The organism is Pseudomonas sp. 2,4-D, from assembly GCF_030418155.1.
Classification (GTDB): Bacteria; Pseudomonadota; Gammaproteobacteria; order Pseudomonadales; family Pseudomonadaceae; genus Aquipseudomonas; species Aquipseudomonas alloputida.
In genome coordinates this window covers 1-20,803 of sequence record NZ_JAUHUI010000047.1, presented here as the reverse complement: position 1 = coordinate 20,803, position 20,803 = coordinate 1, and the positions used below count along the sequence as shown (strand labels likewise).

The window sequence follows — 20,803 nt, the reverse complement described above, 5'->3', positions numbered from 1 at the left end:
GCCTACTCAGCCGCGGGCCAGCTCCGCCAGGTGGGCGATGGCTTCTTCGCTCTTGAGCACCAGCACATCACCCTGCAGCGCATCCAGCACCACTTCCGAGGTATTACCAATCAACGCCCCGGAAATGCCCGTGCGGCACACCGTGCCCATCACCGTCACCACGGCATCGAGCTTCTGTTCGGTATGGGGAATCAACACATCCGCCGGCCCTTCAGCCACATGCAGGCATTCTTCCCTGATGCCGTATTCAGCCTGGAACGCGCTGCACGCTTCACGGTAGCGCTTTTCGATCGTATCGCTCAGCTGGTACGCCGGGTCCGACGCTGACAGCATCGGCGACGGGTGGGCACTGATGACATGCAGTTCTCCCTTGGCCAGTTTGGCAATCTCGAAGCCGTGGTCGATGATGCTGGCATGCAGGCGGCGGTGGTCTTCGTCCTGGTTGCCCACGTCCACCGCCGCCAGGATCTTGCCGCCGGTCCATGGCCGCTCGCTCTTGACCATCAACACGGCACACGGGCATTGGCGCAGCAGTTTCCAGTCGCTGGGGGTGAGCAGGGCCTTTTTCAGCGGGTTGTCCGGGCGATGGTCCTTGATCACCAGTTCGCAGCCTTCGGCCTGTTGTACATGGATGATGGTGTCGTGCAGGTTGTCGCGCCAGCCCTCTTCATGGGTGACATTGTCGAAGCCGTCATCATGCAACTGGCTGCTCAGCAGGCTCAGCAGCGCACTGTGATCATGCCGTTTGTCGCACATCAGCAAGTGCAGGCGCGCGCCGGTGATGCCGGCAATCAGCTTGGCCCGTGTAAGCGCCCGGCTGTGGGCGTGCGCGGGGTCGAGGACGACGAGGATGCTGCGGACGGCTTGCATGGGCGTTAACTCCCTTCGATGATGGCGACCAGTGCCTGACTATAGTCGGCGCTTCGCCCTCCAGCGCTTGATGTACATCAAGCATAGTCACTGGCGTCGCCAGCCGCCGCCGGTATAATCGCCGACCCTGCCTGTTCTGTGTGGTTGCACGCTTATGTCCCTGATCCCCGAAATCGACGCCTTTCTTGGCTGCCCGACGCCAGACGCCTGGATCGAAGCGGCGCTCGCCGACCAGGAAACCCTGCTGATCGACCACAAGAACTGCGAGTTCAAGGCCGCCAGCACGGCCTTGAGCCTGATCGCCAAGTACAACACTCACCTTGATCTGATCAACATGATGTCGCGCCTGGCCCGCGAGGAGCTGGTGCATCACGAACAGGTGTTACGCCTCATGAAACGCCGCGGTGTGCCGCTACGCCCGGTGTCGGCGGGGCGTTACGCGTCGGGCTTGCGTCGACTGGTACGCGCCCACGAGCCGGTCAAGCTAGTGGATACACTGGTGGTGGGGGCGTTCATCGAGGCGCGCAGTTGCGAACGTTTTGCCGCACTGGTGCCACATCTGGATGAAGAGCTGGGCCGCTTCTACCACGGGTTGCTGAAAAGCGAAGCGCGCCACTACCAGGGCTACCTGAAACTGGCGCACAACTACGGTGAGGAGGCGGACATCGCCCGCCGTGTCGAGCTGGTACGCGCTGCGGAAATGGAGCTGATCCAGTCGCCCGACCAGGAGCTGCGCTTCCACAGCGGCATCCCGCAGGCTTTGGCCGCCTGATGGGCACCAGGCGGCGCAGGCCTTAACTGCGCCGACCCAGTAGCAGGCCTACCACCAGCCCGAGGCCGGCGGAAATGGCCACGGTCTGCCAGGGGTGGCCGCCGATGTAGTCCTGAGTGGCGTCCACCACCGGTTGCGCCTTGCTGCGCACGTTGCTCGCAGCCTGGCGTGCCTGGCGCAGCTTCAGGCTCACCTGGGCGCGCAACGTCTCTGCTTCTTCGCCGACCAGTGCGGCACTGTCGTTCAGCAGTTTTTCCGATTCTTCTATCAGCGATTGCAGTTCGCTGAATACCTGGTCCTTGATCTGATCGCTGTCAGCCAGCGTGGCGTTTTTCCGGGCCATGAACTCGTCCTCGTCAATGGGGTTGTGAACAATGGATGCCGCCACGTCGGGAAAGTTGCGGCGGCTTTCCGATGATGGGTTGCCTGGGTGTAAGATAGCGGCCATTTTCAAACCTGCAGGTACCTTAATGAGTTTCAATCTGGCCAACATGAGCTTCGAGGAACGGGCGCAGATCGAGGCAGAGAAGGCCCGGCTGTTCGAGATGTGGCAGAACAACCTGGGCAAAGCCAAGGGCGAAGCCGCCCGGCTGATTGCCGAAAAGCCACGGCGCAAGGGCAAATGGGCCGAGTGGGTGCGCGCCGAACTGGACGGCATGACGCCGCCTGAATACGCCAGCATGGTGCGCAGCGAAGTCAACAAGCTGATGGCCGCAGCCAGCGCCAACCGCTGAGCACACCCGCCCGGCGCTTATCAGTAGGTGCCCTTGGGCAAGTCCAGCTTGCCTTCATCGGTAAAGCGCACGGTCCCCAGCGGCCCGCCGGCCAGTTTGCCGCGCAGCTTGTAGGGTAGACCCTGCAGCGAGTCCAGCTTGCCCAGCCCATAGGCCTGGCGCAGGAAGGAAAACGCCGTGATGCTTACCGGCACCACGATCACCGCTTCGTCGTAGCGGCCAATGTGCCCCTGCTGATCACTGACCCCAGCGGCCAGCGGCTGGCCGTTTACTTCCAGGTTCAAGGCGATGCCGTTGTAATCGATCGGCGCCTCATTGGGGTTTTGCACTCGCATTTTCACCGCCATGCGCAGTTCCAGCTCCTGACCGGGCAGCGGTTCGATGCCGATCACGCTGATGTTCACCGGGTCGCGTGGCTGGAACAGCGCACAGGCCCCCAGGCCACAGGCCAGCAGCAGGACCAGGAGCAGGCGGGTGTAGCGGTACAGACGGGCAGTCATGGGCTGTGACCTTGCCGGAGTGGAGCTGGCAGTGTGGCAAATGCGCGTCGACGTTGAAAGTATCGTTTGATATGAAAGATACTGTTTCTCATTAACGCTCGATAACCTCTCTTACTGGCTGTTCCCAAACCATGCTGACTTCACCCATGTCGGGCCTGCTGGCAAGTTTCCAGGAGCACTACGACGATCTGCTGCAGTTTCTGACACGGCGCATGAGCGACCGCCAGCGCGCGGCCGATGTGGCGCAGGAAACCTACCTGAAGCTGGTGAACATCGACGAGCAGGCGGTGCCGGTGTTGCACGCGCGCAGTTTCATCTTTCGCGTGGCCGGCAACCTGGCGATTGACGCCTTGCGCCGTGAGCAACGCATCGCCGCCTGCCACGACGACAGCGACGGAGCCTGTGAGGTGGCCTGCCCGGCGCCGGCACCCGAGGCGGCCTTGCTGGCCCGCGAGCGATTGCAGATTCTTGACCAGGCGTTGTTGCAGTTGCCCGACAATGCCCGCCAGGCGCTGTTGCTCAACCGTGTCGAGGGCCTGACCCAGAAGCAGGTCGCTCAACGCCTGGGGGTTTCCGAGAGCATGGTGGCAAAGTATATCGGCCAGGCCTTGCGCCATTGCCGCGGCCGGCTGAAGCAGGCGGGTGTGGCGGCATCGGTGGTGTTGTTGGTCGCCGCCGTGGCGGGTTGGCAGCAAGCCCCGATGCTGCTGGCCGATTACCACACCGCCGTGGGCGAGCGGCAGGTCATTACCCTGGCAGATGGCACACGGGTGACGCTGAACAGCGCCAGTGCCTTGAGCGTGGCGTTCAGCGAGCATGAGCGGCGTGTGGTACTCGATGCGGGTGAGGCGTTGTTCGAGACCGCCGATGATTCACGTCCGTTTGTGGTCGAAACGGCCGGTGCGCGGGTGCAGGGCAATGCCGCCACCTTCAGCGTGCAGCGCGATGGCCACGTCGTGTTGGCTCGCGGTGAAGCCAAGGTGGGTGAACATGAACTGGCAGTGGCGGCCGATGCCGGCACGCAGATGGCCTGGCAGCGTGGCAAGCTGATCTTCAACGGCAAGCCGCTGGGGCAGGTGCTGACCGAGCTTGAGCGATACCGGCATGGGCGCATTGTGTTGTCCGACAGCAAGCTGGCTGCGATGGAAGTGAGCGGGGTGTTTGACCTGGATGAACCTGAGGCCCTGTTGCGGACGTTGGAGCAACGGTATGGCCTGAAGGTGACCTACCTGCCGTGGTTGGCCGTGGTGCATTGATCAGCCTGTGTCGGCCTCTTAGCGGGCAAGCCCGTTCCTGCACAGATCGCACAATCTTCAGGCGGGCGCAGTCGTTGTAGGAGCGGGCTTGCCCGCGAAGAGGCCGGGCAGAAACAAAAATATTTTTCATTTGGCACTGCAAGTTCCTGCAAGCCAGATCGTCGTAGTGAGACTGATCAGCAACCCATTCTCATTTACGACTTGTCAGGAAGCTCATTCGTGCCTCTGATGCTCAAGCCCTTGCACCGCCGTCGCGGTTCTTTTCACCATGCCTTGATGTCTTGCAGTGCCGTGGCCCTGTTGCTCGGCCCCCTGCACGCAGGGGCCGCGACGACTGCCGAACAGACCCAGATGCAAGCTCGCCAGGTCCAGCTCGACCTGCCAGCCCAACCGCTTGACCAGGCGCTGACCACTTTCGCCGACCAGGCCGGCCTGCACCTGCTGTACACCACAGGCGATGTCGCCGGCCAGGTCAGCCCGGCGTTGCAGGGCAACTTCAGTGTCGAGCAGGCCCTGCAGCAGTTGCTGGCCGGCAGCGGCATGAGCTGGCAGTTCAGCGAGGCTCGCACCGTCACCTTGCGCAAGGCCGAGGCCGTGCCGCAGGCGGTCAACCTCAAGCCGATCGAAGTCAGCGTAGCCTCGCGCACCAGCACCGCCATCAGCGAAATCCCCGGGACCGTCTGGGTGGTCGACCAGCAGCAATTGCGCGAGCAGATCGACAGCGGCGTCAGCCTGAAGGAAGCCATCGGCAAGCTGGTGCCGAGCCTTGACCTGGCGCCGGAAGGGCGCACCAATTATGGCCAGAACATGCGTGGGCGCAACGTGCTGGTGATGATCGACGGGGTCAGCCAGAACAGCTCCCGCGGCCTGTCGCGCCAGTTCGACAGCATTTCGCCGTTCAACGTCGAGCGCGTCGAAGTGCTGTCTGGCGCCAGCGCCATCTACGGCGGTGGCGCCACCGGCGGCATCATCAACATCGTGACCAAGAAGGGCGAGCCTGGCCCGGCGCGCTTCGAGACCCAGTTGGGGGCCAGCAGCGGTTTCAACAACAGCGACGACCTGGCCACCCGCTTCGCCCAGTCGGTCAGCGGCGGCAACGAGCGGGTCAATGCCCGGTTGGGCGTTTCCGGTGAGCAGAACGAAGCCTTCTACGATGGTGCTGGCGACCAGATCTTCATCGACAACACCCAGACCGACCTGCAGTACAACCGCACCATCGACGTACTCGGCACCTTGGGCCTGCAGCTGAACGACCAGCAGAGCCTCGACCTGTTGGCCCAGTACTACGACTCGGGCAACCATGGCAGCACGGGTATCTACTTCCCCAACCTGAACTACAACGCGCCATCCGACCTGGAAGACGCCGAACTGCGCAGCGGTTATTCATCGGACCTGGAGCCGCGTACGCGGCGCTTGCTGCTCAACGCCAATTACCACCACACCGACGTGCTGGGGCAGGACTTCTACCTGCAGGCCTCGTACCGCAAGGAAGATGACAACTTCTACCCGTTCCCGTACTACAACCGTGCCACGCCCACCGGCTCGCGCGGGGTGTACTTTGCCGCCTCGCAGCAGAACTTCGAAGTCACCAGCCTCAAGGGCCTGTTTGCCAAGCAGTGGGATACGCTGAAGCTGACCTACGGCGTTGACCTGGACCGCGAGCGCTTCAACGCCGAGCAGACCACCTTCAACGCCCAGACCTCGTCCGAGTCGGGTGGCCTGGAGCTGGAAAAAGACAGCAAGGCCGACCGCTACCCCAGCTACCGGGTGGATGGTGTGTCGGTGTATGCCCAGCTGGACTGGCATGCCACCGACAACCTGACATTGTCCGGTGGTGCCCGGCGGCAGCAGATGGACGTTGATGTCAGCGACTTCAAGGGCGTGCCAGGTGGCAGTAACGACTATCAGGTCAACCTGTTCAACGTCGGTGCCATCTACGACTTCAAGAACGGCCACCAGGTGTGGAGCAACTATGGCGAAGGCTTCGACCTGCCTGACCCGGCCAAGTACTACGGCAAGCCGGGCCTGAGCGTGGCCGATAACCCGTTGGCCGGTATCAAGAGCCGCCAGGTGGAATTGGGCTGGCGCTATGCCGACCTGGATTGGGATGCACAGGCCGCGCTGTATTACATCTGGTCGGACAAGATCATCAACGTCGATTCGCAAACGCTGACCATCGACGTGAAAGAGCAGAAAAGCCGCGACTTCGGCTTTGAAGGTGCACTGACCCGGCACTTCCAGACCGGCTGGGAAGCTGGCGGCACAATGCACATGACACGCTCCGAGGAAGAGGCCGAGGATGGCGGCTGGATCAAGCGCGATGCCCGTTATGCCTCGTTGTCCAAGGCAACCGCATTTGTCGGCTGGAAGGGCGATGGCCGCAGTGCACGCTTGCAGGCCAACCATGCCTTCAGCCTGAAAGATGATGCCGATCACGAGATTGACGGCTACACCACCTTCGACCTGCTGGGTAGCCAGGATACCGGTTTCGGCACCTTCAGTGCCGGTATCCAGAACCTGCTGGACAAGCAGTACAGCACGGTATGGGGGCAGCGTGCGACGTTGTTCTATTCGCCGACCTACGGGCCGGCGTATCTGTATGACTACCAGGGGCGTGGGCGTACCTACACGCTGAGCTGGAGCATGGCTTACTGATTGTGGCGGCCTGAACGGGCCTGTTCGCGGCGGCAACGGTGAACGGCGGGTGGAGATTGGCCAGCAGGGCCGGCCTCTTCGCGGGTGAACCCGCTCCTACACGACGGCCAGTGTCCAACCATCGGTGCGTGTCCACCCTCGATCAGGCGTAGGAGCGGGTTTACCCGCGAAGGGGCCGGTTCAGGCAAACGCCGCCAGCAAATCCTGCGCAAATACATGGGCTGCCTCGCCAACCCCCTGTGCCCGGTGCCGGGCCAGGGTGAACGGCACCCCAAAATCAAGCTCAGGGTCCAGCGCCCATATCAGCCCATCGGCCTCCCAGGCCTGTGCGCAATGGCATGGCAAGTAGCCAATATGCCGCCCAGACAGAATGAACGTCAGCACGCTTTCGATCTGCTCCGCCACTGCCGTGCTGCGTCTGCTCTGGAACGGTTCGCCCCCTTTGAGAAAACGGTACGGATGGCGCACCTGGTCCATGTCCAGCAACCGCTCAAGCCCAATATCCGTTTCGCCATACAGCACATGCCCCTTGCCGCAATACAGCCGCTGTCGTTCCGCGAACAAGGGCTGGTAATCAAAGGCCGCCTGGTTGCCGGAAAAGTAGCTGATGGCATAGTCCAGACGCTGCTCCAGCAACAGCCGTTCCAGCTCCGCCGGCGGTGCACTGACAAGCTCCAGTTGCACCGATTCCTCTCGCCTGCGAAATGCCGCAATGGCCGCCGCCAGTTTCAGGCTCACCGCCTTGTCCTGATTTTCCGCCATGCCAATGCGCACAGTTCCCAGCAGTCGCCCGGCAACGCCGTTGGCCTGCTGGCGAAACTGTTCGATGTTCAGCAGCAGCCCACGCGCCGCGTCCAATAGCAACTCACCTTTTTCCGTCAGGCGAAACCCACCCTTGCCGCGGCTGCACAGGCGGTAACCCAAACGTGCCTCCAGTTGCGCCATGCGCTGGCTGATGGTGGGCTGGCTCAGGCCCAGCACGCCTTGAGCGGCGCTGAAGCCACCCGCCTCGACTACAGTGACGAACAGCCGCAGCAGGTGCAGGTCGGGATCGTGCACTTGTCCGAGCATTACATTGCTCCTGATGAATGTCAGCTTTGCAAACTTGCCATTGGTGCAATGTAACCCGGCTGGCATGCTCGCGGCATCCACCCATTTACCGAGGTGTCCGCCATGCGTCGATCGTTGTGCCTTTTATCTCTTGTTCTAGCCCTGCCGCTGCAGGCCGAAGAAAAGGTCGTCAACCTCTACAGCTGGGCCGATTACGTCGCCCCGCAAACCCTGCAGCGCTTCGAACAGGAAACGGGCTACAAGGTGCGTTACGACACCTTTGACACCCCCGAGGTGCTGGAAACCAAGCTGTTGACCGGTGGTAGCGGCTACGACGTGGTGGTGCCGTCATCCACCGTGCTGGCCCGGGCGCTCAAGGCCAATGCCCTGCAAGCGCTGGACGCTCAGACCATGCCTGGCTATGGCAACCTCGACAAGGACCTGCTGGGCAAACTGGCCGAGGTTGACCCCGGCAACCGCCATGCCGTGCCGTACACCTGGGGTACGCTGGGCCTGGGGGTAAATGTGGAGGCAGTACGCCAGCGCCTTGGCGATGTACCGCTGGACAGCCTCGACCTGTTGTTCAAGCCCGAGTACGCCACCCGCCTGAAGGGTTGCGGCATCGCTTTGCCTGACTCGCCCCAGGAGGTGATCGGCGTAGCCCTGAATTACCTGGGCAAGGACCCTTACAGCCAGAACAAGGATGACCTGGCTGCCGCGCAGAACCTGCTCAGCCAGTTGCAGCCGTCGATCAGCTACGTTGCCAACGGCCGGCAGATCAACGACCTGGCCAATGGCAGCGTGTGCCTGGCGCTGACCTACAACGGTGACGCAGCGATGGCCGCCGACCAGGCCCGTCGTGCCGGCAAGCCTTTCGAGGTGATCTACCGCATCCCCCGCGAAGGCACGCTGGTATGGCAGGACAACCTGGTCATCCCCAAGGACGCCCCGCACCCCGAGGCCGCACGGGCGTTCATCGCCTTCATGCTCAAGCCAGAGTCGGTGGCAGCGCTGACCAACACGCTGTTCTTCGCCAATGCCAACCAGGCTGCCACGCCGCTGGTGGACGAAGCGGTGCGCAACGACCCGGATATCTATCCGTCGGCCGAGGTGCGTCAACGCCTGTATGCCGACCGCAGCATGGCCTTGGCCGACCTGCGCCAACGCAACCGTCTGTGGACTGCCTTCCGCAGCCGGCAGTAGCCCATGACAATCAAGGAGCCCGACCGTGGACCAAGCCGCAAGCAATGACCAGGCCATGACCCGCGATAGCCTGTATGGTACCGCCGCAGAAAGCACCTACGCCGGTGTTGTCAGTTTTTCCCGCCGTCGCTACAGCCGCGACTTGCGCGGTGTGGATGTGGTGGTCAGCGGTGTGCCGTTCGACACGGCCACCAGTAACCGCCCCGGCGCGCGCTTCGGCCCGCGGGCGATCCGTGCGGCCTCGGTCCAGCAGGCCTGGGCCCGCCACTGGCCGTGGGCATTCGACCCGTTCGACCACCTGGCGGTGATCGACTATGGCGACTGCCCCTTCGACAGCGGCACGCCGCAGTCGGTACCGGACAGCATCGAGGCCCATGCCGAGCACATTCTGCAGGCGGGTTGCGCCATGCTGACCCTTGGTGGCGACCATTTCATCAGCTACCCGCTGCTCAAGGCTCACGCCCGCCGCCATGGCCCGCTGGCGCTGATCCATTTCGATGCGCACAGTGACACCTGGCCGGACGAGGCGGGCAAGCGCATCGACCACGGCACCATGTTCTGGCATGCCGCCCGCGAAGGCCTGGTTGACCCGGCCCACTCGGTGCAGATTGGCCTGCGCACGACCAATGACGACAGCCAGGGCTTTGCCATTCTCGATGCCAGGCAAGTGCACCGCCAGGGCACAGAGGCGGTAATTGCAGCGATTCGCCAGCGGGTGGGCGAGCGGCCGGTGTATCTGACCTTCGACATCGACTGCCTCGACCCGGCCTACGCGCCCGGTACCGGAACGCCAGTGTGTGGCGGGCTAAGCACGGTGCAGGCGCTGGAGATTCTGGGTGGGCTGCGTGGCATCAACCTGGTAGGCATGGACTTGGTGGAAGTGGCGCCAGCCTATGACCATGCCGATATCACCGCGTTGGCCGGGGCAACCCTGGCCATGGAGATGCTGTGCCTGTATGCGGCGCGGCACAAGGTGGATAACGGCCAGTAGAAGGTTGCGGCCATTGGAGGGCGAAGCAGCCCTCCGCGGCCCATACTGAAACATCAGGAATCAACTCCACCCGCATTCACACTTTTGCCGCGAACCCCTCGCGCCTTAGGCTATCAAACCCACCAGGCGCGGCATTTTCGTACAGGAGGTGAAGCATGACCCCGACATTGCCCATCCTGGCCCTCGGCCTGGCCTTGTGCCTGCCCGCGCACGCGGCTGCGCAGCAGCCCGTGCAACGTGCTGCCGGCAACAACAACCCTTACAACAGCCCGATCCAGCGGGCCAACCCCAACAGCCGTCAAGGCAGCATGCCGGCTGCGCCACCGGTACGTGGCCCGTCCACCGACCCCTACCAGCGCCCACCCACCCTGGACAACCGCGGCATCGGCAATGGCGACAACCTGCGCCGTCAGCAGCAAACCCCGAACCTGGAACCCACCCGGCCACCGCGCGACAACCCTCGTGCGCCTTAAGCCTACTTGAAAGGAATCCGGCATGCTTCGAGCACCCTGGCTAGTCACCCTGACCGCCGCTGCGCTACTGCCACTGTGGGCGCATGCGGCGGCCGAACAGCGGTTCCCCAGCGAAGAAGGTACCTTGATCGTCGACACGCTTGCCGATGGCCTGCGCAACCCCTGGGCCCTGGCCTTCCTGCCCGGTGGCAAGGACATGCTGGTGACCGAGCGCGCCGGCAACCTGCGGCTGGTCAATGCCGAAGGCAAGGTTGGCCCGTCGATCAGCGGTGTACCCAAGGTCTGGGCCGAAGGCCAGGGCGGCTTGCTGGATGTGGCGCTGTCGCCGGAGTTCGGCAAGGACCGCACCGTCTACCTGTCCTACGCCGAGGAGGGCAGCGACGGCAAGGCCGGTACTGCGGTCGGCCGCGGGCAGCTGTCCGAAGACCGCGCCCGGCTGGAGAATTTCACCGTGATCTTCCGCCAGCAGCCCAAGCTGTCGGTGGGTAACCACTTCGGCTCGCGGCTGGTGTTCGACCGCGACGGCTACCTGTTCATCGCCCTGGGCGAGAACAACCAACGCCCCACTGCCCAGGACCTGGACAAGTTGCAAGGCAAGGTCGTGCGTATTCTGCCGGACGGCGAAGTGCCCAAAGACAACCCCTTCGTCGGCAAGGACAACGTGCGCCCGGAGATCTGGTCGTACGGCCACCGTAATCAGCAAGGCGCCGCGCTCAACCCCTGGACCGGCCAACTGTGGACCCACGAACACGGCCCACGCGGTGGTGATGAAATCAACATCCCAAAGCCTGGCAAGAACTATGGTTGGCCGATTGCGACCCACGGCATCAACTACTCGCTGCTGCCAATCCCCGAGGCCAAGGGCGAGCGTGTGCACGGCATGGTCGACCCGCACCATGTATGGGAAAAGTCACCGGGTATCAGCGGTATGGCGTTCTACGACAGCCCAACGTTCAAGGCCTGGGACCACAATCTGTTCATAGGGGCGCTGGCCACGCAGGAATTGATCCGCTTGCAACTGGATGGCGACAAGGTGGTGCACGAGGAGCGGTTGCTCGGTGACCTGAAGGCGCGTATCCGTGACGTGCGGGTAGGGCCGGATGGTTACCTGTATGTACTGACCGATGACAAGGACGGTGCGCTACTCAAGGTCGGCCTGGCCGACTGACGCGCGCCTGCACCGAGGGTGACAGTCGGGTAGAATGCGGCATGGCCCTCGACCCCCAAACCCTCTACCAGCAAGCCCTGAGCACTCGGGGCTACGTTGCTGACCCTGCCCAGGCCCGCGTCGTCGAGGCCTTGCAAGCCTGCTTCCAGTCCCTTGAGCAGGGCCGCCCTACCCAGGGCCTCTACCTCTGGGGCCCGGTCGGGCGCGGCAAGACCTGGCTGATGGACCAGTTCCACCAGTGTCTGCGCATACCGAGCCGGCGCCAGCACTTTCATCACTTCATGGCCTGGGTGCATCAACGCCTGTTTCAGCTCAACGGCACCGCCGACCCGCTGTTGGCCCTGGCGGCGGAGCTGGCGCGGCAGATCCGCGTGCTGTGCTTCGATGAATTGTTCGTCAGCGACATTGGGGATGCGATCATCCTCGGCCGCTTGTTCCAGGTATTGTTCGATCAGGGTGTGGTGATCGTCGCCACCTCCAACCAGCCACCCGAGCAGCTCTACCGCGATGGCTTCAACCGCGAGCGGTTCCTGCCAGCCATCGCCGCCATTGGTCGTCACATGCAGGTACTGCCGGTAGCAGGCGAGCAGGATCACCGCCTGCACCCCGGTGAAGCGCGGCAGCGCTATTGGGTAGCCGAGGCGGGGCAAGCCAGCCAGTTGGGCGAGGTGTTTCGCCAGCTCAGCCCGGAAGATGCCGGCACTGATCAGCCCTTGGGTATTGGCTCAAGGCACATTCACGTCGTGCGACGCAGTGAGCAGGCTATCTGGTGTCGTTTCACCGATCTGTGCGATCAACCCTTGGCGGCCATGGAGTTCATGGCCTTGTGCGACCGTTTTCCCTCGATTCTGGTATCCGGCATTCCGGCGCTGGGCGGGGAGCAGCGGGCGGGGCGTATTGCCCGTGGCACCGAAGATGGCGCGGCGAGGGTAGTGGCGGGCGACCGTGAACTGCCTGCGCTTTCGCCCAAGGACGATGCGGTTCGCCGCTTCATTGCCCTGGTCGACGAATGCTATGACCGCCGGGTGGCGTTGTACCTGGAGGCACAGGTGCCGCTCGATGCCCTCTACACTCAAGGGTATCTGGCGTTCCCGTACCAGCGCACCCTCAGCCGGCTACGGGAGATGCAACTGCAACGCTTCGCCTGAAAAGGAGCCGACCATGCAGCCGTTATCGCATTATCTGCTGACCCAGGCCTATAACAATGGCTGGGCCAATCACCGCCTGTACAAGGCCTGCCTGCAACTGACCCAGGACGAGTTCGTCGCCCCGCGTTGCAGCTTCTTCCCGTCGATCAAGGCCACCCTCAACCATTTGCTGACGGTGGATTGGTTCTACCTGCATATGCTCGAGTGCGAGCAGCGCGGCGAGCAGCCCGATGCCGACGGCGAACGCTTTTTCGACCCGGAACAGCCGTTTGCCACCTGCACCGATCTGCATGCCGAGCAGGCCCAGGCTGACCACCGTTTGATCGCCTACTGCCGGGGGCTGAGTGATGGCGACCTGGGCCGCTATGTGAGCGTCGTGAGGCCTGATCGGGTGCAGCGCGAGCAGCGGCTGCGTTTGCTGGCGCATCTGTTCGAACATCAGGTGCATCACCGTGGGCAGGTGCACGCAATGCTCAGTGATACTGCGGTCAGGCCACCACAGCTGGATGAGTTTTTCTGCGAGGAAGAGGCCGAGCTGCGGGCGGGCGACTTTGCCGAGCTGGGCTGGACAGAAGCACTGGTCTGGAACGTGTAGAGGAACCCTGTGGCAGCAGCGGGCGTGCGCAAAATCTCAAAGCCTGCGTGCTCCCACAGGGGCCAATCATTGGCTCATTTGCCCAGCCATTCGACCAGGGTGCGATTGAACCGCACCGGTTCCTCGATTTGCGGCGCATGCCCCATGCCTTCGAACGTGATCAGTTCACCTTTGGGTATCAGCTTGGCCACCTGCGGCCCCAACTCTGCATAGTTGCCCAGCCTGGCCTTTACCTCCGGCGGCGCGATATCGCTGCCGATGGCGGTGGTGTCCTTGTCGCCGATCAGCAACAGGGTCGGCATCTGCAGGTGCTTGAACTCGTGGTACACCGGCTGGGTATAGATCATGTCGTAGATCAGTGCCGAGTTCCACGCCACCGCTTCATGCCCCGGCCCTTTGTTCAAGCCCACCAGCATCTGCACCCAGCGTTCATATTCAGGCTTCCAGCGCCCGGCGTAATAGGTCTTGCGCTCATAGGCACGTACGCCTTCGGCATCCAGCTTGAGTTCGCGGGCATACCACTGGTCCACGGTGCGGTAGGGCACCCCCAGGGCTTTCCAGTCTTCCAGACCGATCGGGTTGACCATTGCCAGGCGTTCCACCTGCTGGGGGTACATCAGCGCATAGCGGGTGGCGAGCATGCCGCCGGTGGAGTGGCCGAGCACAATGGTTTGCTTCACACCCAGCTGTTCGAGCAGGGCATGGGTGTTGTCGGCCAGTTGCTGAAAGCTGTACTGGTAATGCGCCGGTTTGCTCGACGTACAGAAGCCAACCTGGTCGGGCGCGATGACCCGGTAGCCGGCCTTGCTCAGGGCGTCGATGGTGGTTTCCCAGGTGGCGGCGCAGAAGTTCTTGCCGTGCATCAGCACCACGTTGTGGCCGTTGGCCTGGCCCTGGGCGGGTACGTCCATGTAGCCCATCTGCAGGGCCTGGCCCTGGGACTTGAAGTCGAAATGCTTGAGGGGGTGCGGGTAGCTGAAGCCTTCGAGCTGGGGGCCGTAGGTAGGCGACTCGGCAGCGATGGCCGAACTGCTGGCAAGGCAGGCCAGGGCAAGGGCGGTTGCGCGCAACATGGGGGCACTCCGTGTAGGGCCAGGTTGAATGGGGCGACTGTAACAGGCAGTGGACCACGCGAAACCTGAAAGGTGTTACCAGGCGTGAAACCAGCCCAGGGTAATCATCGCAAGCACCGCATAGCGGCCAGCCTTGGCCAGGGTCACCAGCAACAGGAAGCGCCAGAATGGCTCACGCATGATCCCGGCGATCAGCGTAAGCGGGTCGCCGATCACCGGCATCCAGCTGAGCAGCAGCGACCATTGCCCCCAGCGTTGGTAGCGCTGCTGCGCACGCGCCAGTTGGGCTGCGCTGAAAGGGAACCAGCGTTTGTCGCGCAGGTGCTCGATGGCCCGGCCCAGCAGCCAGTTGACCACCGAGCCGAGCACGTTGCCCAGGGTGGCTACCAGCAGCAGGGTCGCCCAGGCCTCGGGCTGGCGCAGCAACAGACCGACCAGCACGGCCTCTGATTGCAGCGGCAGCAGGGTAGCGGCACCAAAGGCGCTGAGAAACAGCGCCCCCAGGCTGAGCATCAGTAGTTGGCGACCACGGTGTCCTGGCCATCCTGGGTCACCCCGATGACCTGGTAGGCATCCTTGTGGTCACCCATCTCCATGCCGGGCGAGCCCATGGGCATGCCCGGCACCGCCAGGCCCCTGAGGTCGTTGCGCTTGACCAGCAGGCGCACCTGCTCGGCCGGCACGTGGCCTTCGACGAACTTGCCGTCGATCACCCCGGTGTGGCACGACGCGAGGCGTGGCGCCACGCCGAGGCGTTGCTTGACGGTGCTCATGTTTGGCTCGACGTGGTCGTTGACGGTAAAACCGTTGTCACGCAGGTGGCTGATCCAGGCCTTGCAGCAGCCGCAGTTGGGGTCGCGGTAGACGTCGATGGTCTCGGCGGCCTGGGCCAGGCCGGTGACGGCCAGCAGGCTCAGGGTCAGCAGGTGTTTGCGCAGCATGGTGAAGCACTCCTCTAAAAACGCAGGCGGATACCGGCGACCAGGCGGGTCTGGCCCAGATCTTCACCGTCTTCTCGGGCTTGGTTGGCACGCGAGCCGTGCAGGCGGTTGAAACTGAGCCCGACGTAGGGGGCGAAGCCGCGCGTGATTTCGTAGCGCAGGCGCAGGCCCACCTCGCTGTCGGCCAGCCCCGCGCCTTGTTCGCGCCCGGTGTCGTTGCGCCCGTAGAGGTTGGCCTCCAGGGTCGGCTCCAGTATCCAGCGGTTGGTCAGCAGCATAGCGTAAGCGGCTTCCAGGCGCAGCGCGGTCTGTTGCCGCTCGCCTGCATAGGCGGTGGCTTGCAGTTCCAGGCCGTACAACGGTGTGCCCTGGATGCCGAAGGCGGCCCAGGTTTGGCCACTGGCAGGCTTGAAGTCCTGGCGTGCACCGGCCACCAGTTCCCACCACGGGCTCACGGCATGGCCCCACAGCGCCTGTAGCTCGGCCTTGTGGGTCTTGCCCTGTTCGCGTTCGCCTTCGGTGCGCAGCCACAAGCGGTCGATATCGCCACCGACCCAGGCGGTGGCGTTCCAGTTCAGGGCACTGCTGCTCTCGAAGTTCTGGTATTCGAGCTTGTCCACGATCACTGCCCAGTTCAGCGCCCGGTCATGCGCCTGGTGCCCTGGCAATGGCGGGAAGGCGGCGCGGCGGTCGGCGTCGGTGATGACAGGCAGGGGCGTGCGAGGTTGGCTGAGGGAAGGCTGGTCATGGCCCATGCTTTCATGGGTCATGGGCATGGCCTGATGGCCCATCTGCCCGTGGTTCGTGTGTTCGGAACCAGCGGCCATCGCCCGTTCACTGGCGAGCAAGGTCAGCAGCGCCACGCCTGCCACGAGGCTGCGGTTGCGGGTGTCATTCATCGACGCGTACCTCGCGGAGCATGCCGGTCTCCATGTGGTAGAGCAAGTGGCAGTGGTAGGCCCAGCGGCCCAGCGCGTCGGCGGTTACCCGGTAGGCGCGTCGGCTGCCGGGCGGGATATCGACGGTGTGCTTGCGCACCAGGAACTGGCCATGCTCGTCTTCCAGGTCGCTCCACATGCCGTGCAGGTGGATGGGGTGAGTCATCATGGTGTCGTTGACCAGGATGATGCGCACGCGCTCACCGTAGATCAGCCGCAGCGGTTCGGCGTCGCTGAACTTGATGCCGTCGAACGACCAGGCGAAGCGCTCCATATGGCCGGTCAGGTGCAGTTCGATGTCTCGCGATGGCGGGCGGCCGTCCGGGTCGGGGTAGGGGCTGCGCAGGTCGGCGTAGGTCAGCACGCGGCGACCATTGTCACGCAGGCCTATGCCAGGATCGGCCAGGTTGGGGCGCGGTGCCATGGTCTGCATGTCCACCAGCGGGTTGTCGGTTTCACTGACTGGGTGTTGCTGCATGGCCGACATCGCGGCGTGGCCCATGCCGGCCATGCTGCCGTGGTTCATGCCCTGCGGGTTGCTGTGGTCCATGCCCGCCATGGCATCCATACCGCCGTGGCCCATGTCCTCCATGCTCAGCACCGGGCGCGGGTCGGGGGCAGGCACCGGTGCCTGCAGCCCGGCCGCACGGGCCAAGGTGCCGCGGGCAAAGCCGGTGCGGTCCATGCTCTGGGCGTACAGGGTGTAGGCGGGTTGGTCACCCACGGTCACCAGCACGTCGTAGGTCTCTGCTACGGCAATGCGCAGTTCATCCACGCTCACAGGGGTCACCGGCAAGCCGTCGGCGGCGATCACCGTCAGCTTCAGCCCGGGGATGCGGAAGTCGAAGTAGGTCATGGCTGAGGCATTGATCAGCCGCAGGCGCACGGTTTCGCCTGGCTGGAACAGGCAGGTGAAGTTGCCTTGTGGTGGTTGGCCGTTGAGCAGGTAAGTGTAGGTGGCGGCGCTGACATCGGCGAGGTCGGTTGGACTCATGCGCATGCGCGCCCAGGTCGTGCGTTCGGCGACGGTGGGGCTCCAGCCGTTTTCGGCCACGTCATCAATGAAGTCGCCAACCGTGCGCTTGTGGAAGTTGTACGCGTCGGACTGCTTCTTCAGCGTCGCCATCAGGTGTTCCGGCGCCTGGTCTGACCAGTCGCTCAATAGCAACACGTGATCGCGCTGGTAGCGGTGCGTTTCGGGCTCGCGTGGCTCGATCACGATTGCCCCGTATACCCCGGCTTGCTCCTGCAGGCCCGAATGGCTGTGGTACCAATAGGTGCCGCTCTGGCGCAGTGTGAACTGGTACAGGTAGTCGCCGCCGGGCTCGATGCCAGCGAAGCTCAGGCCAGGCACGCCGTCCATGTTGGCCGGCAGGATGATGCCGTGCCAGTGGATCGAGGTGTCCTGCGCCAGTCGGTTGCGCACGCGCAACGTCACGGTGTCCCCTTCGCGCCAGCGCAACAGTGGGCCGGGCAGGCTGTTGTTGACGGTCAGTGCGGTTCGCGGCCGGCCCGTGATGTTGACCGGGGTCTGGCCAATGAACAGTTCGAAATGCTGGCCGGCCAGGTCTCGGCCTTCGGCGGCCTGGGCCAGCGGGCGCCACAGCCCCAGGCCCGCCAGCGTGCTGGCGGCGCCCAGGCCTTTGACAAACGTACGGCGGGAGGGGTTGCGCAACATGGCGTGGCCTCATGCGGAAGAGCCACGATGTTCGCTGCCGCCGGCTGTCAGGTAGCTGAGGTGCACATTACAGTGTTGTCAGCTTGCTGCTTCGTCGATGCGCAGGTCGCGCATCAGCAGGCCGTAGTCGAGGGCAACCTGTTCCGGGATCGGCAGATACACCACGTGGCCATCGCCCGGTGCTACCTCGATGGCGTGCTGCTGGCGGTTGCACAGGCGGTGCAGGTCGAAGTGGTAGTTACCGCGCGGGGTCATCAGCTCCAGATGGTCGCCCACGGCGAAGCGGTTCTTCACCTTGACCTCGGCCAGGCCGTCGACGCGCACGCCAGTCAATTCGCCTACGAATTGCTGGCGCTCAGACACCGAGTTGCCGCGCTGGTAGTTCTGGTACTCGTCGTGCACGTGGCGGCGCAGGAAACCTTCGGTGTAACCGCGTTGCGCCAGGGATTCGAGGTTGCCCATCAGGGCGCGGTCGAATGGTCGCCCGGCCACCGCGTCGTCGATCGCCTGGCGATACGACTGTACCGCGCGGGCACAGTAGAAGTGCGATTTGGTGCGGCCCTCGATCTTCAGCGAATGCACGCCCATCAAGGCCAGGCGCTCGACGTGCTGGATGGCGCGCAGGTCCTTGGCGTTCATGATGTAGGTGCCGTGTTCATCCTCGAACGCCGGCATTTCAGTGCCGGGGCGGTTGCTTTCCTGCAGCAGGAACACTTGGTCGGTGGGTGCACCCAGGCCCAGGGTGGGCTGCACTTGGCGCACGATGTCACCGGTGGCGTTCTCGGTGGCCGGCGTGGCGTCGTACTTCCAGCGGCAGGCATTGGTGCAGGTGCCCTGGTTGGCGTCACGCTTGTTGAGGTAGCCCGACAGCAGGCAACGGCCGGAATAGGCCATGCACAGGGCGCCGTGCACGAACACTTCCAGTTCCATGCCCGGCACCTGCTGGCGGATTTCCTCGATTTCGTCCAGCGACAGCTCCCGCGACAGGATCACCCGGCTCAGGCCAAGTTGCTGCCAGAACTGCACGCTGGCCCAGTTGACGGTGTTGGCCTGCACCGACAGGTGCACCGGCATCTGTGGGAAGTGCTGGCGCACCAGCATGATCAGGCCGGGGTCGGACATGATCAGCGCGTCCGGCGCCATCTCGATCACGGGTGCCAGGTCCTTGAGGAAGGTCTTGAGCTTGGCATTGTGCGGGGCGATGTTGACCACCACGTAGAAGCGCTTGCCCAAGGCGTGCGCCTCCTCGATCCCCAGTGCCAGGTTGGCGTGATCGAACTCGTTGTTGCGCACCCGCAAGCTGTAACGCGGCTGGCCGGCGTAGACCGCATCGGCGCCGTAGGCAAACGCGTAGCGCATGGTCTTGAGGGTGCCGGCGGGGGCCAGCAGTTCGGGCTTGGCAGTAGGGTTCATGTGCGCACCGGGGCAAAAGGCGGGGATGCTAGGGTCGATGGACAAGGTGCGTATTGATTTGCGTCAAGTGAGCACGGCACTTTTGTCCAGGCGCGGTGCACTAATCACTCATAAGCCATTTGAGGAACTGCGATGAACGAAACCGCGCTACAGAACAAGGCCCTGGCAGTACTCTTGGCGTTGGTGACCATTGCCTTCTTCTGGATTCTTCTGCCGTATTACGGCGCAATCTTCTGGGCGGTGATCCTCGGCATCCTGTTCGCCCCGCTGCAGCGTCACTTGCTGATCCGCTGCGGGCGGCGGCGTAACCTTGCCGCGGCCACGTCCACGCTGGTGTGCCTGCTTGTGGCGATCCTGCCGGTGATCATCATCAGCGCCCTGCTGGTGCAAGAGGGCGCCACGCTGTACCAGCGCATCGAAAGCGGGCAGCTGGACATTGCCGGTTACGTCGAGCGCGGCAAGGACATGCTCCCGGCATTCGTCCAGCGTGGGCTGGACAACATGGGCATGGGTAACCTTGACGGTTTGCGTGACAAGATCACCAAGTGGGCAACCCAGGGTAGCCAGGTATTGGCCAGCCAGGCGTTCAGCTTTGGCCAGGGCACATTCGAGTTTCTGATCAGTTTCGGCATCATGATGTACCTGCTGTTCTTTTTCCTGCGTGATGGCCCGGAAGTTGCGCGCCGGGTGCGGATGGCCGTCCCGCTGCCCGAGCACCAGAAGCGTCGTTTGCAGTTGAAGTTCAATCGTGTGGTGAGGGCGACGGTGAAGGGCAACGTGCTGGTGGCCATTACCCAAGGTGCGTTGGGAGGCTTTATTTTCTGGGTGCTGGATATCCCGAGTGCGTTGGTGTGGGCGGTGCTGATGGCGTTTCTGTCGCTGCTGCCGGCGGTGGGCGCGGGCATCATCTGGGCGCCGGTGGCGGCGTATTTCCTGCTGACCGGGGCGATACTGCAAGGGGTGGTGCTTACCGCGTTCGGGGTGCTGGTGATCGGCCTGGTGGATAATGTGTTGCGGCCAATCCTGGTGGGCAAGGATACGCGCATGCCGGACTACCTGATCCTGGTGTCGACCCTTGGCGGGCTGGCGGTGTTCGGCCTCAACGGCTTTGTGATCGGCCCATTGATCGCGGCGCTGTTCGTTTCCAGCTGGGCGATCTTTGCCGCGACCAAACCGCGGGTGCAATTGCCACAATAGCGTTCTTGCTCAGGTTTGTCGGCCGTAGGAGCGGGTTCACCCGCGAAAGGGCCGGGCCGGTTGGCCAATTTCCACCCGCCGTTCACCGTTGCCGCTGCTACCGTATTCGCGGGTAAACCCGCTCCTAAGCCGGATCGGGGGGGACACA

The 20,803-nt window shown here is 63.6% G+C and carries 21 protein-coding genes; 11 read left to right on the top strand and 10 right to left on the bottom strand.

Translation table 11 applies throughout. The annotated features are described in order from the left end of the window. Nucleotides 1-6: 6 nt before the first annotated feature. On the bottom strand, nt 7-870 hold the full coding sequence (locus QYE47_RS23670; protein ID WP_014591745.1) for a universal stress protein: 864 nt from the start codon (nt 868-870) through the stop codon (nt 7-9). Between the two features lie 154 nt (nt 871-1,024). On the opposite strand from QYE47_RS23670, the gene QYE47_RS23665 reads away from it, so the two are divergent. Further along, nucleotides 1,025-1,642 carry a tRNA-(ms[2]io[6]A)-hydroxylase gene (locus QYE47_RS23665; protein WP_014591744.1) on the top strand — a complete coding sequence of 206 codons (618 nt, stop codon included), beginning with the start codon at nt 1,025-1,027 and terminating at the stop codon, nt 1,640-1,642. Between the two features lie 22 nt (nt 1,643-1,664). On the opposite strand, the gene QYE47_RS23660 is transcribed toward QYE47_RS23665, so the two are convergent. Continuing rightward, the gene (locus QYE47_RS23660) at nt 1,665-2,090 is read right to left on the bottom strand and encodes a YqjD family protein (protein ID WP_230678068.1); all 426 of its coding nucleotides are present in this window, start codon (nt 2,088-2,090) and stop codon (nt 1,665-1,667) included. A 22-nt stretch (nt 2,091-2,112) separates the two neighbouring features. On the opposite strand from QYE47_RS23660, the gene QYE47_RS23655 reads away from it, so the two are divergent. Further along, the gene (locus tag QYE47_RS23655) at nt 2,113-2,376 is read left to right on the top strand and encodes a hypothetical protein (protein ID WP_003248880.1); all 264 of its coding nucleotides are present in this window, start codon (nt 2,113-2,115) and stop codon (nt 2,374-2,376) included. A gap of 20 nt (nt 2,377-2,396) precedes the next feature. Here the strand turns inward: QYE47_RS23655 and QYE47_RS23650 are convergent, their stop codons facing one another. Next, nucleotides 2,397-2,876: an LEA type 2 family protein gene (locus QYE47_RS23650; protein WP_014591742.1), complete on the bottom strand. Its 480-nt coding sequence runs from the start codon at nt 2,874-2,876 to the stop codon at nt 2,397-2,399. A gap of 131 nt (nt 2,877-3,007) precedes the next feature. On the opposite strand from QYE47_RS23650, the gene QYE47_RS23645 reads away from it, so the two are divergent. Both QYE47_RS23645 and QYE47_RS23640 read left to right on the top strand, forming a co-directional pair. Then, nucleotides 3,008-4,132: a sigma-70 family RNA polymerase sigma factor gene (locus tag QYE47_RS23645; RefSeq protein WP_014591741.1), complete on the top strand. Its 1,125-nt coding sequence runs from the start codon at nt 3,008-3,010 to the stop codon at nt 4,130-4,132. A gap of 228 nt (nt 4,133-4,360) precedes the next feature. Continuing rightward, on the top strand, nt 4,361-6,787 hold the full coding sequence (locus QYE47_RS23640; protein WP_070384148.1) for a TonB-dependent receptor: 2,427 nt from the start codon (nt 4,361-4,363) through the stop codon (nt 6,785-6,787). A 180-nt stretch (nt 6,788-6,967) separates the two neighbouring features. On the opposite strand, the gene QYE47_RS23635 is transcribed toward QYE47_RS23640, so the two are convergent. Further along, entirely contained in the window at nt 6,968-7,858 is an 891-nt protein-coding gene (locus QYE47_RS23635; protein WP_014591739.1) for a LysR family transcriptional regulator, read from the bottom strand. Between the two features lie 102 nt (nt 7,859-7,960). Here QYE47_RS23635 and QYE47_RS23630 point away from each other — a divergent pair, with 102 nt between their 5' ends. The 6 genes from QYE47_RS23630 to QYE47_RS23605 all read left to right on the top strand — a co-directional run bounded on the left by QYE47_RS23630 (nt 7,961) and on the right by QYE47_RS23605 (nt 13,415). Further along, nucleotides 7,961-9,040: an extracellular solute-binding protein gene (locus QYE47_RS23630; RefSeq protein ID WP_014591738.1), complete on the top strand. Its 1,080-nt coding sequence runs from the start codon at nt 7,961-7,963 to the stop codon at nt 9,038-9,040. A 25-nt stretch (nt 9,041-9,065) separates the two neighbouring features. After that, nucleotides 9,066-10,031, top strand: coding sequence for an agmatinase (speB, locus tag QYE47_RS23625; protein WP_004576768.1), 966 nt, complete (start codon nt 9,066-9,068; stop codon nt 10,029-10,031). Nucleotides 10,032-10,186: 155 nt separating this feature from the next. After that, nucleotides 10,187-10,504: a hypothetical protein gene (locus QYE47_RS23620; protein ID WP_010953180.1), complete on the top strand. Its 318-nt coding sequence runs from the start codon at nt 10,187-10,189 to the stop codon at nt 10,502-10,504. Nucleotides 10,505-10,526: 22 nt separating this feature from the next. Beyond that, complete coding sequence (locus tag QYE47_RS23615) at nt 10,527-11,672, top strand: PQQ-dependent sugar dehydrogenase (protein ID WP_014591737.1); 1,146 nt, start codon at nt 10,527-10,529, stop codon at nt 11,670-11,672. A gap of 41 nt (nt 11,673-11,713) precedes the next feature. Then, entirely contained in the window at nt 11,714-12,820 is a 1,107-nt protein-coding gene (gene zapE / locus QYE47_RS23610; protein ID WP_014591736.1) for a cell division protein ZapE, read from the top strand. Between the two features lie 13 nt (nt 12,821-12,833). Then, the gene (locus QYE47_RS23605) at nt 12,834-13,415 is read left to right on the top strand and encodes a DinB family protein (protein WP_014591735.1); all 582 of its coding nucleotides are present in this window, start codon (nt 12,834-12,836) and stop codon (nt 13,413-13,415) included. Nucleotides 13,416-13,489: 74 nt separating this feature from the next. On the opposite strand, the gene QYE47_RS23600 is transcribed toward QYE47_RS23605, so the two are convergent. The 6 genes from QYE47_RS23600 to yegQ all read right to left on the bottom strand — a co-directional run bounded on the left by QYE47_RS23600 (nt 13,490) and on the right by yegQ (nt 19,458). Continuing rightward, a complete protein-coding gene (locus QYE47_RS23600; RefSeq protein WP_014591734.1) occupies nt 13,490-14,488 on the bottom strand; it encodes an alpha/beta hydrolase in 999 nt (332 codons plus the stop codon). Nucleotides 14,489-14,563: 75 nt separating this feature from the next. Beyond that, complete coding sequence (locus tag QYE47_RS23595; protein WP_010953185.1) at nt 14,564-15,001, bottom strand: YqaA family protein; 438 nt, start codon at nt 14,999-15,001, stop codon at nt 14,564-14,566. Continuing rightward, a complete protein-coding gene (locus QYE47_RS23590) occupies nt 15,001-15,429 on the bottom strand; it encodes a DUF411 domain-containing protein (RefSeq protein WP_014591733.1) in 429 nt (142 codons plus the stop codon). Before QYE47_RS23590 ends, QYE47_RS23595 begins: the two co-directional genes overlap by 1 nt. A gap of 14 nt (nt 15,430-15,443) precedes the next feature. After that, nucleotides 15,444-16,328 (bottom strand): copper resistance protein B, encoded by an 885-nt coding sequence (locus QYE47_RS23585; RefSeq protein ID WP_014591732.1) that lies wholly within the window; start codon nt 16,326-16,328, stop codon nt 15,444-15,446. After that, on the bottom strand, nt 16,321-18,045 hold the full coding sequence (locus QYE47_RS23580) for a copper resistance system multicopper oxidase (protein ID WP_019437203.1): 1,725 nt from the start codon (nt 18,043-18,045) through the stop codon (nt 16,321-16,323). The genes QYE47_RS23585 and QYE47_RS23580 overlap by 8 nt, the downstream gene beginning before the upstream one ends. A 78-nt stretch (nt 18,046-18,123) precedes the next feature. Further along, nucleotides 18,124-19,458 (bottom strand): tRNA 5-hydroxyuridine modification protein YegQ, encoded by a 1,335-nt coding sequence (gene yegQ, locus QYE47_RS23575; RefSeq protein WP_049587511.1) that lies wholly within the window; start codon nt 19,456-19,458, stop codon nt 18,124-18,126. 132 nt (nt 19,459-19,590) lie between these two features. Between yegQ and QYE47_RS23570 the strand changes: the two genes are divergently transcribed. After that, a complete protein-coding gene (locus QYE47_RS23570; protein WP_070384147.1) occupies nt 19,591-20,655 on the top strand; it encodes an AI-2E family transporter in 1,065 nt (354 codons plus the stop codon). Nucleotides 20,656-20,803: the final 148 nt, after the last annotated feature.

Bases quoted from the DNA above. Each gene is read 5' to 3' on its own strand.
- zapE (WP_014591736.1), top strand. From the start codon at position 11,714: ATGGCCCTCGACCCCCAAACCCTCTACCAGCAAGCCCTGAGCACTCGG.
- QYE47_RS23665 (WP_014591744.1), top strand. From the start codon at position 1,025: ATGTCCCTGATCCCCGAAATCGACGCCTTTCTTGGCTGCCCGACGCCA.
- QYE47_RS23620 (WP_010953180.1), top strand. From the start codon at position 10,187: ATGACCCCGACATTGCCCATCCTGGCCCTCGGCCTGGCCTTGTGCCTG.
- QYE47_RS23600 (WP_014591734.1), bottom strand. From the start codon at position 14,488: ATGTTGCGCGCAACCGCCCTTGCCCTGGCCTGCCTTGCCAGCAGTTCG.
- QYE47_RS23635 (WP_014591739.1), bottom strand. From the start codon at position 7,858: ATGCTCGGACAAGTGCACGATCCCGACCTGCACCTGCTGCGGCTGTTC.
- QYE47_RS23670 (WP_014591745.1), bottom strand. From the start codon at position 870: ATGCAAGCCGTCCGCAGCATCCTCGTCGTCCTCGACCCCGCGCACGCC.
- QYE47_RS23570 (WP_070384147.1), top strand. From the start codon at position 19,591: ATGAACGAAACCGCGCTACAGAACAAGGCCCTGGCAGTACTCTTGGCG.
- QYE47_RS23590 (WP_014591733.1), bottom strand. From the start codon at position 15,429: ATGCTGCGCAAACACCTGCTGACCCTGAGCCTGCTGGCCGTCACCGGC.
- yegQ (WP_049587511.1), bottom strand. From the start codon at position 19,458: ATGAACCCTACTGCCAAGCCCGAACTGCTGGCCCCCGCCGGCACCCTC.
- QYE47_RS23605 (WP_014591735.1), top strand. From the start codon at position 12,834: ATGCAGCCGTTATCGCATTATCTGCTGACCCAGGCCTATAACAATGGC.
- QYE47_RS23655 (WP_003248880.1), top strand. From the start codon at position 2,113: ATGAGTTTCAATCTGGCCAACATGAGCTTCGAGGAACGGGCGCAGATC.
- QYE47_RS23585 (WP_014591732.1), bottom strand. From the start codon at position 16,328: ATGAATGACACCCGCAACCGCAGCCTCGTGGCAGGCGTGGCGCTGCTG.
- QYE47_RS23615 (WP_014591737.1), top strand. From the start codon at position 10,527: ATGCTTCGAGCACCCTGGCTAGTCACCCTGACCGCCGCTGCGCTACTG.
- QYE47_RS23660 (WP_230678068.1), bottom strand. From the start codon at position 2,090: ATGGCCGCTATCTTACACCCAGGCAACCCATCATCGGAAAGCCGCCGC.
- QYE47_RS23645 (WP_014591741.1), top strand. From the start codon at position 3,008: ATGCTGACTTCACCCATGTCGGGCCTGCTGGCAAGTTTCCAGGAGCAC.
- QYE47_RS23580 (WP_019437203.1), bottom strand. From the start codon at position 18,045: ATGTTGCGCAACCCCTCCCGCCGTACGTTTGTCAAAGGCCTGGGCGCC.
- QYE47_RS23630 (WP_014591738.1), top strand. From the start codon at position 7,961: ATGCGTCGATCGTTGTGCCTTTTATCTCTTGTTCTAGCCCTGCCGCTG.
- QYE47_RS23595 (WP_010953185.1), bottom strand. From the start codon at position 15,001: ATGCTCAGCCTGGGGGCGCTGTTTCTCAGCGCCTTTGGTGCCGCTACC.
- QYE47_RS23640 (WP_070384148.1), top strand. From the start codon at position 4,361: ATGCTCAAGCCCTTGCACCGCCGTCGCGGTTCTTTTCACCATGCCTTG.
- QYE47_RS23650 (WP_014591742.1), bottom strand. From the start codon at position 2,876: ATGACTGCCCGTCTGTACCGCTACACCCGCCTGCTCCTGGTCCTGCTG.